Below are 13,611 nucleotides of genomic sequence, written 5' to 3' on the forward strand. Positions count from 1 at the left end.
TGCTGGTCATTAGCACAGCCCTGTTAACGTTTGTCACGTCGCCATGGCCGAGCGCTGTCCACGCCATCGAAACGAACGCCTCGGCGCTGCGGATCGACGAGCGCATCGGCGGCGGCAATTTGGTCACGCATCTGGCCGGCAAGAGCGCGCAGATCTATCAGGCACTGCACGGTGTCGGTGCCAGGATGGGCCGAATGGATTCCTACGGCTGGCGGACGTTGGCGCGGGTACCGACGCCGCACGATTTCGATGCCGCGATGCTGGAGGCGCACAAGAACGGTATCATGCCGCTGATCCTGCTGGAGTATGAAGGCAGCTATCAGAGCCTGACTCCGCCGCAGCCGATCGGGTCCTATCAGGACTGGTTCGCGGCTGGGCAGGCGATGGCGAGACGTTTCCGCCCCGGCGGCGAATGGGGCCGCGAAAACGGTATTCCCGATTGGGGTGCTACCGTCTTCACCGCCATCAACGAGCCCGATGTGCAGGCCACGATCCCGCGCCAGGACTATCACGACGCGCTGGCCGGGCTTGCCGACGGTGTTCACAGCGTCGACCCCAAGCTGCGGGTCGTTCCCGGCGGCTTTGCCACCTGCAACTCGCATGGCGATGCGACGTTGCGCGGCTACGGTCCGGCGATCGCCGATCTGCTCGAGGACGGCCGTCTCGACGGCATCGACCTGCATACCTACTACAATGATAGATGGTATCCGATGACCCGCGGCCGCGAGTTCTCGGTGCAGACCTGCTTCGACCGTATCAAGCAGGCGATGGGGCTGAGCCGCGACATCAACTTCTACGCAACCGAGTTCAACGTCGCGCGCGCCGGCGCGTGGGACAGCGATACGGACGCGGCCAGATTGTTTCTCAATGCGATCTGGGACCAGCTTGCGGTGGTTGGCAAGGATGGCAGCATGCCGGTGTCCATGCTGGCGTTTCCTTGGAATCTCGGCGACACACCCGATGTCGACGGCCTGGCCTATGCGATGGCGACGGGCAAGGATCCCTGGACCCCGGAGGCGCGCAGCCTCGTGGTGAAGACGGTGCTGCAGCTCGCCGGTCACATGAGGATCGTGTCCATCGACCGGCGGCTGGCGCTGTACACGCTGCGCGGATCGGATGCCGATTTGATCGTGTGGCAGAACATTGCCGGCTGGACCGAGCGGCCGGGCCGCGCGGTCGAGCTCGAGCTGCCCGCAGGGACGCGCAGCCTCGAGGTCTGGGGCTGGGATGGGCTGCGGCGCCGGATCGAGGCAAAGCCCGGACGTTTCTTCGTCGACGGCCTCAATGCCGATGAAACCTACATGTTTCGCGTGCCGCGGTCGTGAGCGGCGGCTCGGATCGCGAAGATCATGTCGGCGCTGATCGAAGCCTGTCGGGTGTGGCTCGCATGTTCCATTAACTGAAAAGTAAGGCCAGCACGACGTGGTTCACTGCCGCCAAGGCTTTTTACGATAATTGCCGTCATGACGATCCCGCCGCGCCATGGGTGGCGCGCCGGATCTCTCTCGGGTGATGCTGGAATGCAGCCAATCAAAAAGGCTGAGATTGCAAATGACAGGCCGGCTCCCGCGCAGGCCGTGACCGGCGTTCGCATCCGAGAGATCGGCGCGGCGGATCTGCCGGCGGTCGCCGCACTGCTGACGCGCGGATTCGCCTTTCGCAGCGAGGCCTATTGGTTGCGCGGACTCGAACGCCACGCGGCGCGCCCGCGGCCGGCCGGCTATCCGGCATTCGGCTATTGTCTCGACCAAGCCGGGGTGCCTGTCGGCGTGATCCTGCTGCTGTTCTCCGAGCTCCACATCGGCGGTGAGCCGATCGTCAGGGCCAATGTCTCGAGCTGGTATGTCGAGCCGGCGTTCCGTGCCTTCAGCTCGATGCTGGTGCGCGCGGCGACGCGCGACAAGACGGTGACCTATTTCAACATCACGCCGGCCCCGCACACTTGGCCACAGGTCGAGGCGCAGGGCTTTTCGGTCTACTGCAAGGGACAGGTCTACGCCGCGCTGGCCCTGTCGCGACCGCGCTCGGATGTCCGTATCGAAGAATTCTCCGAGGACGATGTGCACGGGCTCTCTCCCGATGAGGCGGATCTGTTGCGGCAGCATGCGCAATGGGGGTGTCTTGGTCTCGTCGCGCGCGAGGCCGATGCGGCGTATCCGTTCGTGTTTCAGAAGCACCGGGTGATGAATGCGCTGCCGGTGTATCGCCTGCTGTATTGCCGGGATGTCGCTGACCTCGTGCGGCTGGCCGGCAAAATCGGCTGGCTGCTGCTGCGGCGCGGCGGCCTGCTGGTGCGGCTCGATGCCAATGGGCCCATCGCAGGGCTGGCCGGCTGGTACTCGGACAAGCGCGGACGCAAATATGCCAAAGGTCCGCATCCGCCGCATCTCGGCGATCTCGCCTTCACCGAGGCCGCGCTGTTCGACGGCTGAGAGGTGGCAATCGATTGGGTTGCATGGTCCCGCTGCGGCGGCCGGGATACTCGCTCGCGTGGTCTATGGGACCGGTGTGACGGCACGCACAGTCTGGGCTTCCGGCATGCGCCATCCTCCTGGCAACGGAGGAGGTCATCCATGTCTTACGTTTTCGAACTCGCGCTGGCGGCGATGCTGCTGTTCTTCCTGTTCCTGCCGATCACCGATCGCAGGACGGTCATGATGAAGCTCTGCATGATCATGGTCGTCGCCATCCTGTTCACGGTTACGCTGGCCGTCCCGCATGGCGGCGCACCATCCGCCCACGCCCTGGTGCTGACGGCAAACTGATGTGGCGCGGGTGAGCTCCGGCCTTGCCGCTCGAGCATGATGTTTGGACGGGGCGATCCAGACGGCGCGGCTCGCAGATCGAACGGCCGCCGGTTGGCAGTCCGCCCCTCATCGTGTAGCACCGGCTGAACCTTACGCCACGCTCAGGGGATCCGGATGCCTGCTCTTGCCCATGCGCTGCTCGCCGCCCTGAAGGACCATGGCGCCCGCGAGATCTTCGGCATTCCCGGCGACTTCGTGCTGCCGCTGTTCAAGGTCATCGAGGAGAGCAACATCCTGCCGAGCGTCACGCTGAGCCATGAGCCGGCGGTCGGCTTCGCCGCGGATGCGGCCGCGCGCTATCATGGCGGCCTCGGCGTCGCCGTCGTCACCTACGGCGCCGGCGCCTTCAACGTCGTGAACGCGGTCGCCGGCGCCTATGCCGAACGCTCGCCCGTCGTGGTGATCGCGGGCGCGCCCGGCGCGCGTGAGCGCGTCTCCGGCTTTCTGCTGCACCACCAGGCCCGCACCGTCGACACGCAGCTCGCGGTGTTCAAGGAGATCACCTGCGATCAGGCGGTGCTGAGCGATCCGGCCACCGCCCCGGCCCAGATTGCGCGCGTGCTGCGCAGCGCGAAGGAGATGTCGCTGCCGGTGTATCTCGAATTTCCGCGCGACATGGTCGATGCCGAGGTCGAGCCGGTGGTGCCGCTGCCGCCGCGGCGGGCCAGCCGCGAGGCGCTCGACGAATGCGTCGAGGAGATCCTCGCCCGCATCGCGCAGGCAGAGCGTCCCGTGATCGTCGTCGACGTCGAAATCCGCCGCTACGGTGTCGAGGACAGGATCGCCGCGCTGGCGCGCAAGCTGGGTCTCCCGCTGGTGACGACCTTCATGGGCCGCGGCCTGCTCGACAGGGCCGACGATGTCGTCGCCGGCACCTATCTCGGCGCCGCGGGCAATCCGGCGATCACGGAGCTGGTCGAGAATGCCGATCTCGTGCTGATGCTGGGCGTCATCCTGTCGGATACCAATTTCGCGTTGTCGAACCGGGCGCCAGACCCGCGCCGCATGATCCTGGCCGCCAGCCGTGAGGTGCAGATCGGTCATCACGCCTATCGCGACATGCCGCTCGGCGATCTGATCGATGCGCTCGACGAGCGCGCGGCACCCCGGGCCGCAGCTCCCGGCCTGCCGCGGCAGCGCTCGGCCTATCCGCGCGGCCTCGCTGCCGATGGCGCGCCGATTGCGCCTTCGGACATCGCGACCGCGGTCAACGACATGTTCGACCGCCACGGCCGGATGCCGATGACCTCCGATATCGGCGATTGCCTGTTCACCGCGATGGAGATCGACAATACCGCGCTGGCCGCGCCGGGCTACTACGCGGGGATGGGCTTCGGCGTGCCGGCGGGCATCGGCGTGGCCGCGACCGGACTTCGTCCGCTGATCCTGGTCGGCGACGGCGCGTTCCAGATGACCGGATGGGAGCTCGGCAACTGCCGCCGCTACGGGCTCGATCCGATCGTCGTGCTGTTCAACAATTGCAGCTGGGAGATGCTGCGTGTGTTCCAGCCGGAATCGCGGTTCAACGATCTCGACGACTGGCACTATGCCGACATCGCCAATTCCATCGGCGGCACCGGCGAGCGCGTCGCCACCCGCAGCGAGCTCGTCGCCGCGCTGGAGCGCGCAGTGCATCGGCGCGGACGCTTCTCGCTGATCGAAGTGATGCTGCCGCGCGGCAAGACCTCGGACACGCTGGCGCGCTTCGTGGCGGGCTTCAAGTCGGCGCGCGAACGCATGGCCCAGGGATAGGATGGCCGGAAGGCCGTCTCGACGCGCCGCCGTCAACCGGTTGCAGACCGCAGCACCGTCTTGATCGCGTCGCGGCCCTTCCAGGCGAAATAGGTGAGGCGGCCGCCGAACGAGCGATGGCTGCGCAGCCTGTTCGAGCCGAGCACGTGTCCGACCTCTTCGGGGAAGCGCTTGACCTCGGCCTGCACCATTCTGTCGGTATTGGCCATGATGGTGCTCAGGCGCGTACCCCAGTCCGAGTCCTCGATGCGATCGATGCGGACCTGGATCGCATATTCGATGTCGTAGATGCTGGTCAGGATTTCCTTGGCGGTCACGACGCGGTTGTTCTTCAACGCGATCCGGAGCGCGAGCCGCTTGTCCTCCAACTGGTCGAGCACCATCGGCACGGTCATCGCGTAGGGTGCCGCGATGACGTCGGCAATGTTCTTCGAGCGCGCCGCCTTCGTCGCCAGCCGCATCACCTGCCACGGCTCCTTCAGGCGCTTGGCGACGAGCGTCAACGCAAAGGGCACGGCTTCCGGCTGCTTCTTGCGCAGGGCATCGAGCAGCAGCACCATCTTCTTCACCTGCGGATCGTCGAACTCCGCGATCCGGTCCGGCAGCGAATCGGCGAACTTCGCGAGTTCCTCGCGGGCGCGCAGCGCCTTCATCAGCTTGACGACATCGTCGAACACCGACGGCGAGGCCGTATAGGCCTTCAGCTTGCTGCGGACCTGCTCGATGCCCTCGGCGCGCGCCAACGTGCCTTCCAGCGACTTCGTCACCTTGGTCTGGAACGCGCTCGCCGTCTGGCGGATCTCGCGCTGCTTGTCCGCCGCGATCAGGTCCTTCATCTGTGCATTATAGTCGCGCGCCATGGTCGGCAGCAGATCGCGCGAGATCCATTCCCAGATCGGCGTGAGGGAGCCGCGGGCAATGCGGCCCTCATTGGCATGCTCCGGCGAACCGTCGATGAGAAGCTGCTCGACCGGCATGAAGAAGTAGCGCGAAGGATTGATGGTGCGGTGGCCGCCGGCGCCATTGTTGTTGCGGATCTCGGCGCGCAGTCGGGCCTGGAGGTCGGCGGATCCCGGCATGTCGACGCCGCTCAGCTCCAGCCGTTCGAGCTCGCTGAGCAGACAGCTTCGTGTCAGCGGTGACAACCGCTGCAGGAATTCCCAGATCCGGTCGACCGGTCCCATTGGCGTCAGGCTGTCAGCTATATCTCAAGGTCGCTCGTCTCCACGGACGGGCACGGAACGCATGGAAGCACGAAACAGTTGGTGCGAAATTAATGTCAGTAAACAATCGTAGTAATGCGCGGCATCGTGGACAGCCGCCGCCGCACGCGCCGCGGACGTCTCCTTGAAGGGTGGCATCACGCCCCGGCTTAACCATTGCAGCTTGCAACTTTTTGGGGAAATGATCGACGGTTGCGCGAGTTGCCGGAACAATCCCGTATTGCTACGGACGGCATAATTAACCATGTTAAAGCCGCCCTCGCGTCACAATGAGGCATGGCACAGCTGAACAACAGCCTTTCCGACGCTCACGCCGCACCTGCTCCGGGCGGCCAAGGGGTTAACGACCCGGATCTCCTGGCGACCCGTTCCGGCACGTCTGCGCCGCTCGCGATGGGACGTCATGACGACCAGGGCAGGCTCGCTTTGGCGCGTCAGCTGAACGGTTCGCTCACCGCCCTGATGCTCTACATGGAGGAAATCAAGCAGCGCAGCGATGAGATTGCCAGGACGCCCGGCGAGCGCCGGCATGTCCAGCTCGTCGTCGACAACGCGTTGCTGCAGACCGAGCGGATCTGCGCCCTGGTCAACCAGATGTCCGGCGCGCACGGGCAGTACGGACCGCTGTCACGGGCTGTGCCGGCTCACGAGGAGGGCGCGGTGCCCGCGCGGCCAACCGGCCGGGCCAGCAAGTCGCTGACCCCGCGCGAATACGAGGTCCTCAAGCTGATCAGTGAGGGGCACTCGAACAAGGAGGGCGCCTTGCGCATGGGCATCAGCCCCCGCACGTTCGAGAGCCATCGCGCCGAAGCCATGCGCAAGGTTGGCGCGCGCAATACCGCCGAACTCGTCCGCGCAGCACTCCTCAACCAGATCGGATGACGGCGGACGAGTGCGAATGCCGCGCTCGTGCCTTCGACCCCGCGGTGCCTCGCGATGCAGACAACGACAATCGGCGTCCGACCGGCTCGGTCGAGCGCGCTGATTGCGGACGCGGATGTCCGTGCTGTCAGAAATAATCCTCGGCGAAGGGACGAACCCGGGAGGTCGGGCGCAGCGGCGCTTGCGCCTTGGGCGGCGTCGGCACGATCGTAATGGTCCAGCGCGGCGGTACGCTCGCTTCCTTTTCCATGACTGAACGGACGTGGCCGGTGATCGTCGATCCGCCGGATTTCACGGTCGCGGTCCGGCCGTTGAACTGCGCAATTCGGAAACGCCTGACTTCCTTCTGGTCGGCGGTTTCAAAAGTAAACATGGGACACATCTCCTATGTGACCCCGAGTCTCGCAGCTCATGATTAGTTGATTGTGAAAATCGTGAGCCGTAGAAGTACGGCGTCAACCCATTGTAAGGGATTATGAAGGTCAGGTTCGGCGAATCCGCGTTCGTGAACGTCTCGTTTGCCATCTCGATCGTCGGAGCCCGTCCTCGTCGCCGCGGTGCAACGTGCGGGGACGTCGCGCGGATCGGCATGCGCTAGGGAGGCCTGCGGCCTCCCCGCTTCAATATTGCAGCTCCTGGGCGCGGGCGGCGGCGTAGGCGGCCTCGATGTTGTCGAGCAGCTCGACATACTCCTTGGCGGACAGGCGTGGTGCGCTCTTCTCCAGCGCCAGCGCGTAGGTTGCAAGCCGGCGGTACCCGAAGGTTCCGGCTGCGCTCTTCAGCGAATGCGCCTCGCGGCCGATCTTGATGCGCTCGCCGTCGAGCGTCAGCTGGCGGAGCTGCTTCAGCCGCGCATCCGTCTCGCTGAAGAACACGTCGCGGATCTCCTGCGCCGCCTCGTCTCCGATCTCGCCGACCAGCTCGGCGTAGGCTTCGCGGTCCAGCGCAGCTTCGGGAGCAATTTCGGTGTCGGCGCCAATGTCGGCGGTCGCGGCATCCGCCTGAGCCGGTACCAGCGGGGCGTCTGATGCCGCGGTTTCCGGCACTGGAATGGGCAGGGGCAGCACGCGCAGGATGGCCTCCACGAGCGCCTTCTTGCGGGCGGGCTTGACGACGAAATCGTTCATCCCGGCTTCCCGGCAGGCTCGGATATCCTCCATGAAGGCGTTCGCCGTGAAGGCGATGATCGGCACGTTGGAGCGGCGCTCGCCTCGCGCGCGAATGGTCCGGGTCGCCTGGAAGCCGTCCATCTCCGGCATGCGGACGTCCATCAGGATGAGGTCGTAGTTGAAGCGGCTGGCGGCGGTGACGGCCTCGGCGCCGTCGCAGGCCGTGTCGGTCTGGATGTCGAAATCCTTGAGCATCTTGGTCGCGACCAGGCGGTTGGTCGGATTGTCGTCCACCACGAGGACGCGCAGCGGCCGGCCGAACGCTGCGATCCGGTTCTGCAGCGAGGTGTAGATGCCGTCGTCGTTCTGCTCTGGCACCGCGATGGTCTCGGCAATCGGCAGCGTCAGGCGGAACGAGAAGGTGGATCCGCTGCCCAGCGTCGAGGTGACCCTGATGTCACCCCCCATCTGCTCGATCAGTCGCTTGCAGATCGCGAGTCCGAGTCCGGAGCCCCCGAACCGGCGGCTGATCGAATTGTCGGCCTGGACGAAGTTCGCGAACAGCGAGCCGATCTTGTCGGCGGCAATGCCGATGCCGGTGTCGGTCACCGTCCATTCCACGGTCGCCTTCTCGTCATCCTTCTCGATGCAGCGCGTCGTGACGACCACTTCGCCGGACGAGGTGAATTTGACCGCGTTGGACACCAGGTTGAGCAGGATCTGGCGAATGCGGCCGGCGTCGCCGACCAGCGCCGGCGGCACGGCCGGGTCGCCGACGCTCCTCAGCTTCAGGTCCTTGGCGGAAGCCCGCGGCCCGATGATGCTGAGCGTGTTGTGGACCAGGGCCTCGGCGGGGAACGCGATGTCCTCGAGCGAGAGCTGGCCGGATTCGAGCTTGGAGAAGTCGAGAATGTCGTTGAGGATCTCGAGCAGATTGTCGCCGGCATTGTGGATCGCCACCACCGAACGGCGCTGCTCGGGATCGAGATTGGTTTCCAGCAGCGTCGTGGCGAGGCCGAGCACCGCGTTCATCGGCGTGCGGATCTCGTGGCTCATCATCGCGACGAAGGTGGACTTCGCCGCATTCGCGGCCTCGGCGGCCTCGATCAGGTGCTCGTGGCGTTCCCACCAGCGGGAGATCAGGACCGCGGCCGCGAGCACGGCCATCGCGCTCACCAGCGACACGATGACCAGAAGCGTCGCCATGTCGCGCCAGGCCTTCAGGACGTCGTGCTCGAATACCGACACCACGATCATCGCGGGATAATTGGGCAGCATCTTTGCCGCCCGCAGGCGCATCTCGCCGGTTCGTGTGGAGGGCTCGCGCAGCACGCCGCCGGCCGACAGCGCGCGCTGACCGAAGCCGGAGGTCGGCCTGCCGATCTCGCTCGTGGGCGGAAAATGCGCGAGCAGCGTCCCGTCCTCGCGGATCAGCGACACCGCCGCATCGAGACCCTGCGCGGTGGAGCCGAAGAAGTTCTCCAGATAGGGCACCGACATGGCGCCGAGCATCATGCCCATGAACTCGCCATTGGAATCGTCGAGCCGGCGGGCAAAATAGATGTTCCAGGTGCCGTCGCCGCGATTCTGAACCGGCGTGCTGAGGAACGTGTGCGGTGCAGGGTCGGCCTTCAGCGCCTTGAAGTAGTCGCGGTCGGCGATGTTGACGTCCGGGATCGGCCAGTAGCGCGAGAAGTTCAGGAGCCTGCCTTGCGCGTCGATCAGCGTCACCGCATCGATCTGCGGCAGTCCCGCGATCTTTTCCTTGAGCAGGAGGTGGGTCTGATGGTCTGACGCGACCTTGCGATACGCCGCAGCGTCGATGGCGCCGCCGCGCACCAGGTAGTCGCGCACGCTCGTGAGCACGAGGTCGACGGACTTCACCGAACGGTCGGCGTTCTCGGCAAGCGTGAGGCTATGGCGGCTGAGATCTTCCTCGGCGTGCTGAAGCGCGTTCTCGCGCAGATTGGTGAGGAAGAAGAGGTTGCTGCCGGCAATGACGCAGACGAGGATCAGCGCGATCGCTGCAGGCGCTCCCAGAAAGCGCTTCTTTTTGCTCATCGCCTGCTACCAGCCCGCCGCTCTGACCAGCCGCCGGCGATCGGTCTCCTGCGCGATCTGCTTCAGAGTTTGCCGGGGCCGCATCAGGTCGATCGGCTTCGAGAAGGGGGGATCTATGTTGAGCTCGAGAACCTCCGTGCCGGGGCGTTTGCCTAGCGAGAGGTCCGGCATGGTGCAGTCCAAGCTCCTCTTCTGCAGGACGATCGAGGCTGCGTCGACCGAGCTCACGTCCGTCGTGTTGAAGCCGGCCTGTGCTGCAATCTTTCGCAAGATTGAAACATGCACGGCGGCATCTTCGATCACGAGGAGTTCGTTGCGCATGAATTCCCTGTCCCGTTGCCGCCCTGACACGGTCATCGGCAAGCAGGATCATGTCTACCGGCCGGCTCTGACCCCCTCGTAAATTTTGGTTTCCGTACGACTACGGGGAGCGTGCGGCGATGTATGCGTCCTGCCATCGTCGACCGCGCGGAGTTCGTCCGCCAAAGAGAAAGCGGCCGGACACCGGTCCGGCCGCCGCGCAGGGCATTTCCGGGGAGCTCGGCTATTCGGCCGGGCCGAACACGGCTTCCATCTTGGTCTTGAGCGTCGCAGCGTTGAACGGCTTGACGATGTAGTTGCTCACGCCGGCCTTCTTGGCGGCAATGACGTTCTCGGTCTTCGATTCGGCCGTGATCATGATGAACGGCGTCTTCGACAGTTCCGGGCTGGCGCGCACCTCGCGCAGCAGGTCGTAGCCGGTCATCGGCTCCATGTTCCAGTCGGAGATCACGAGGCCATACTTCTTCGCCTGCATCTTGGAGAGCGCGGCCGATCCGTCGCTGGCGTCGTCGACGTTCTCGAATCCGAGCTGCTTCAGCAGGTTGCGGATGATCCGGATCATAGTGGCGTAGTCATCGACCACCAGGATCGGCATCGACAGATCAAAGGCCATGTCATTACTCCGCGCGTCTGGTCAAAAGCCGAACACGGGCGAGATATATCAGCACGAAGATAATTCGACGCTTCTTGGAACTCGCGCTCGTCAGCACGTCGACAATTATCAGCGCCCGTTGAACAGCGCGTTAATTCCGTCCGCAGCGGTGATGGGGATCATGCAATGGGCCGTAGTTGTACGGAGGCAAGGGCGTTCGGCGAGGCGCCGGCGCGCGACGGCCGGAACGACGCCTGCTTACGGCAGGCTGCGCGGCCGGACCAGATTCTCGTAGTGGGCCTTCACGGCGCCGTAGCACTCACACGCCGTCTTCTTCAGCCCCTCCAGATCGATGATCTCGATATGGCCGCGGCTATAGTGGATGAAGTCCGCCTGCTGCAGCGTGCTCGCCACCAGCGAAACGCTGTTGCGTCGGGCGCCGATCATCTGCGCCAGGGACTCCTGGGTGATGTAGAGCTTGTTGCCGCCTGAAAGGTCATGCGTCTGCAGCAGGCAACGGGCGAGACGCGACTCGACGGTGTGGGCGGCGTTGCAACCGGCGGTCTGCTGACTCTGCACGTAGATGGCGAGTGCGTGGCGCAACATCAGCGCGCGAAACGAGGGGCTCTGTTCGGCGGCTGCCCGTACCCTGTCGATGTCGACGACCGATGCAGCACCGGGAACGAGGACCACCGCGCTGTTCAGCACCACCGGATCGCCGCCCGCGAGCAGGGACATGCTTCCGAAGAAGCTATCGCGACCGATCATCGCCACCTGAACGCGCTCTCCGCGCGCGAGGTTCACGACCAGCGAGATCACGCCGCGATGAGGAAAGTAGATGCGCGAAAGCTTTTCGCCGACCTCGGCGAGAATGGAGTCTTGCACCAGATCCACGGTCCGCAGATAGGGTCGGATCAGCTCGAAATCATCGTCGGTCAACGACGACAGGAAACCGTTCGGAGAACGCAAGCTGGGGTCCAAAGCCATCTCCTGCATTGCAGTATCGGAGCCTCGCAGATCTCAATGCCCTCATGGTTCCATAGAACTGCGTCCCATCCGCTGACAAGAAGAATCACGGGTAATATTCCCAGTAAAGGCCATTCGTTCCTGCTGTGTGCGTTGTCGTGCAGACAGGCGCGAATGCGCGTTGCGGATTTGGGCCATCAACGTGTGTGCGATGTGCTGATCTGATCGCGCGCGGTTGTATACAGTCGGCACGCATCCGGCCTCCGCCTCGGCTCGTGAAAGCAGCGCAGCACGCTTGCGGCGAACGTCTCGTTGCTCCGGCCGCGGCAGCTCCGATGTGCACGGACGCCACGTAGCAAGCGCCGCAATTGACAGCGGACATCTTGCGGCCAAAATCGCTAATAAGCGCGCTGATTCGTTGACGGATCTTTTTCTGTCGGATGCAACTCTCGTCGCGAGTGGAGGCATCGGCCGGTGTCCTGCGACTGGCGTGACGAGGTTGTCGTCCTGGCAGGAGCAGGAGTCCGACTGATGCTGCATCCAGCCGGAGCGCCGTCGATGGTCAGCGGTGAGACTGAGCGCCAAGGCTGAGCATCAAGACGAAGCTGAACATCGCAGCGGCGTCCGTGCGTTTGCGTCCCGATAGCCCCGCCGTCCTCCCCCCCAACAGGTATTGCAGGATTCATGGCCTCTTCCACCTACCAGCGGTCCAATCAGTCGCTACCGAGCCCGGGCGCAGACATTCCGGCTGCAGCGACGCCGGACATCCACCCCGGGATGGCCATCGTGGGTCAGGTTGCCGGTGGCCTGCTGCACGACTTCAACAACATTCTCACCGTGATCACGGGGACCATCGACATTCTCGCCGAAGCGGTCGAGGACAAGCCTGAACTGGCGGCCGTCGCGCGTCTGATCGACGAGGCCGCGACCCGGGGCGCTCGATTGACGTCGCAGCTTCTGTCGTTCGCAAGGGGCCGGCCGCCGCAGCCATGTGCGGTGGAGTTGAACGAGCTCCTGGTCGACGTCGCTCGCCTGCTTCGTCCGACATTGGGCACCGAGGTCGAGGTGACGACGTCGGTGGGCGCGGACGTGCCGGCCGTCTTCGCTGATCCGGGCCAGTTGATGGCGGCATTGCTGTGTCTTGCGATCGGGGCCCGACATCGACTGGAGCACGGCGGCCGCATCGACATCCAGGCCAGGCGCATGAGTGCGGACGCCTCGGGCGCCGGCGGCATCTCCTCCGACGTGCAGATCGTGTTGACGGCGTCGGTGAGTGCGGCGGAGGCCGGTCCAGCCGATCCCGTGTTCTCGGAGATCCGGCTGGTCGAGGATTTCGTCAGGCGCTCGAACGGACGTCTGGAGCTCCAGGAGCCGCGCGGCCGGACCGCCAGCGTCGAGATCGTCCTCCCGCACGCGGACCGCGCCCCCGCGTAACCGGCCGCTCTTCCGCAAGCTCATAGTTAGCGCTGCCTTAACGGTCGCACCGCGTATCAGCGCGCGCCGACCGTCAGACGCGGATCCGTGCGCCATTTTACCGTGAATCGCGGCGGCCTGCACGCATTTGATCAAACTGATTAGCGGCCAATTAGGATTAACGGCGGCGGCGGAGGCTGCGCGCGGCCGTTCCGAAGTCAATTTAACGAACGGGTAGGATTCCGCGGACCAGTCTGCGCCATCGCCGACAGAACGGTGCGGCGATGTCTACTCATGTTCATCCAGAAGGGAATGACAATGTCAGGTATCGTACTCTCTGCGTCGGTTCGCCAGAACCTGCTCTCGCTCCAGTCGACGGCTCAGCTCCTCGCCACCACGCAGAACAACCTCTCCACGGGCAAGAAGGTCAACTCGGCGCTCGACAATCCGACCAACTTCTTCACCGCCCAGGGTCTCGACAACCG

12 protein-coding genes and 1 pseudogene are annotated in these 13,611 nt (G+C 64.7%); 7 read left to right on the forward strand and 6 right to left on the reverse strand.

Going from position 1 to position 13,611, the window contains the following annotated elements; translation table 11 throughout:
- Nucleotides 1-65 precede the first annotated feature (65 nt).
- From ACQR0U_RS31395 to ipdC, 4 genes are all read left to right on the forward strand, one after another.
- Entirely contained in the window at nucleotides 66-1,325 is a 1,260-nt protein-coding gene (locus ACQR0U_RS31395) for a hypothetical protein (protein ID WP_434842698.1), read from the forward strand.
- 195 nt (nucleotides 1,326-1,520) lie between these two features.
- Nucleotides 1,521-2,432: an acyl-CoA acyltransferase gene (locus tag ACQR0U_RS31400; RefSeq protein ID WP_434842393.1), complete on the forward strand. Its 912-nt coding sequence runs from the start codon at nucleotides 1,521-1,523 to the stop codon at nucleotides 2,430-2,432.
- A 141-nt stretch (nucleotides 2,433-2,573) separates the two neighbouring features.
- Nucleotides 2,574-2,765 carry a hypothetical protein gene (locus ACQR0U_RS31405; RefSeq protein ID WP_315715989.1) on the forward strand — a complete coding sequence of 64 codons (192 nt, stop codon included), beginning with the start codon at nucleotides 2,574-2,576 and terminating at the stop codon, nucleotides 2,763-2,765.
- 156 nt (nucleotides 2,766-2,921) lie between these two features.
- Nucleotides 2,922-4,559, forward strand: coding sequence for an indolepyruvate/phenylpyruvate decarboxylase (ipdC, locus tag ACQR0U_RS31410; protein WP_315715990.1), 1,638 nt, complete (start codon nucleotides 2,922-2,924; stop codon nucleotides 4,557-4,559).
- Nucleotides 4,560-4,591: 32 nt separating this feature from the next.
- On the opposite strand, the gene ACQR0U_RS31415 is transcribed toward ipdC, so the two are convergent.
- Nucleotides 4,592-5,743 carry a hypothetical protein gene (locus ACQR0U_RS31415; RefSeq protein WP_434842392.1) on the reverse strand — a complete coding sequence of 384 codons (1,152 nt, stop codon included), beginning with the start codon at nucleotides 5,741-5,743 and terminating at the stop codon, nucleotides 4,592-4,594.
- 315 nt (nucleotides 5,744-6,058) lie between these two features.
- On the opposite strand from ACQR0U_RS31415, the gene ACQR0U_RS31420 reads away from it, so the two are divergent.
- Nucleotides 6,059-6,664, forward strand: coding sequence for a LuxR C-terminal-related transcriptional regulator (locus ACQR0U_RS31420; protein ID WP_434842391.1), 606 nt, complete (start codon nucleotides 6,059-6,061; stop codon nucleotides 6,662-6,664).
- Nucleotides 6,665-6,791: 127 nt separating this feature from the next.
- Here the strand turns inward: ACQR0U_RS31420 and ACQR0U_RS31425 are convergent, their stop codons facing one another.
- The 5 genes from ACQR0U_RS31425 to ACQR0U_RS31445 all read right to left on the reverse strand — a co-directional run bounded on the left by ACQR0U_RS31425 (nucleotide 6,792) and on the right by ACQR0U_RS31445 (nucleotide 11,728).
- On the reverse strand, nucleotides 6,792-7,037 hold the full coding sequence (locus tag ACQR0U_RS31425) for a hypothetical protein (protein ID WP_006614403.1): 246 nt from the start codon (nucleotides 7,035-7,037) through the stop codon (nucleotides 6,792-6,794).
- A gap of 247 nt (nucleotides 7,038-7,284) precedes the next feature.
- Entirely contained in the window at nucleotides 7,285-9,834 is a 2,550-nt protein-coding gene (locus ACQR0U_RS31430) for an ATP-binding protein (RefSeq protein WP_434842390.1), read from the reverse strand.
- A gap of 6 nt (nucleotides 9,835-9,840) precedes the next feature.
- A complete protein-coding gene (locus tag ACQR0U_RS31435) occupies nucleotides 9,841-10,155 on the reverse strand; it encodes a response regulator (RefSeq protein ID WP_315825810.1) in 315 nt (104 codons plus the stop codon).
- 223 nt (nucleotides 10,156-10,378) lie between these two features.
- Complete coding sequence (locus ACQR0U_RS31440) at nucleotides 10,379-10,768, reverse strand: response regulator (RefSeq protein ID WP_008968243.1); 390 nt, start codon at nucleotides 10,766-10,768, stop codon at nucleotides 10,379-10,381.
- Between the two features lie 237 nt (nucleotides 10,769-11,005).
- The gene (locus tag ACQR0U_RS31445; protein ID WP_315715994.1) at nucleotides 11,006-11,728 is read right to left on the reverse strand and encodes a Crp/Fnr family transcriptional regulator; all 723 of its coding nucleotides are present in this window, start codon (nucleotides 11,726-11,728) and stop codon (nucleotides 11,006-11,008) included.
- A 669-nt stretch (nucleotides 11,729-12,397) separates the two neighbouring features.
- On the opposite strand from ACQR0U_RS31445, the gene ACQR0U_RS31450 reads away from it, so the two are divergent.
- Complete coding sequence (locus ACQR0U_RS31450) at nucleotides 12,398-13,147, forward strand: histidine kinase dimerization/phospho-acceptor domain-containing protein (RefSeq protein WP_316169910.1); 750 nt, start codon at nucleotides 12,398-12,400, stop codon at nucleotides 13,145-13,147.
- A gap of 297 nt (nucleotides 13,148-13,444) precedes the next feature.
- Nucleotides 13,445-13,611: pseudogene (locus ACQR0U_RS31455) on the forward strand (flagellin); the annotation flags it as partial.

Origin of the sequence: Bradyrhizobium sp. HKCCYLRH3097, assembly GCF_051167875.1 — a bacterium.
Classification (GTDB): Bacteria; Pseudomonadota; Alphaproteobacteria; order Rhizobiales; family Xanthobacteraceae; genus Bradyrhizobium.

What these genes read in the sequence shown, in the direction of transcription:
- ACQR0U_RS31400 (WP_434842393.1), top strand. Translation starts at nt 1,521, where the DNA reads ATGCAGCCAATCAAAAAGGCTGAGATTGCAAATGACAGGCCGGCTCCC.
- ACQR0U_RS31405 (WP_315715989.1), top strand. Translation starts at nt 2,574, where the DNA reads ATGTCTTACGTTTTCGAACTCGCGCTGGCGGCGATGCTGCTGTTCTTC.
- ipdC (WP_315715990.1), top strand. Translation starts at nt 2,922, where the DNA reads ATGCCTGCTCTTGCCCATGCGCTGCTCGCCGCCCTGAAGGACCATGGC.
- ACQR0U_RS31415 (WP_434842392.1), bottom strand. Translation starts at nt 5,743, where the DNA reads ATGGGACCGGTCGACCGGATCTGGGAATTCCTGCAGCGGTTGTCACCG.
- ACQR0U_RS31420 (WP_434842391.1), top strand. Translation starts at nt 6,059, where the DNA reads ATGGCACAGCTGAACAACAGCCTTTCCGACGCTCACGCCGCACCTGCT.
- ACQR0U_RS31425 (WP_006614403.1), bottom strand. Translation starts at nt 7,037, where the DNA reads ATGTTTACTTTTGAAACCGCCGACCAGAAGGAAGTCAGGCGTTTCCGA.
- ACQR0U_RS31430 (WP_434842390.1), bottom strand. Translation starts at nt 9,834, where the DNA reads ATGAGCAAAAAGAAGCGCTTTCTGGGAGCGCCTGCAGCGATCGCGCTG.
- ACQR0U_RS31435 (WP_315825810.1), bottom strand. Translation starts at nt 10,155, where the DNA reads ATGCGCAACGAACTCCTCGTGATCGAAGATGCCGCCGTGCATGTTTCA.
- ACQR0U_RS31440 (WP_008968243.1), bottom strand. Translation starts at nt 10,768, where the DNA reads ATGGCCTTTGATCTGTCGATGCCGATCCTGGTGGTCGATGACTACGCC.
- ACQR0U_RS31450 (WP_316169910.1), top strand. Translation starts at nt 12,398, where the DNA reads ATGGCCTCTTCCACCTACCAGCGGTCCAATCAGTCGCTACCGAGCCCG.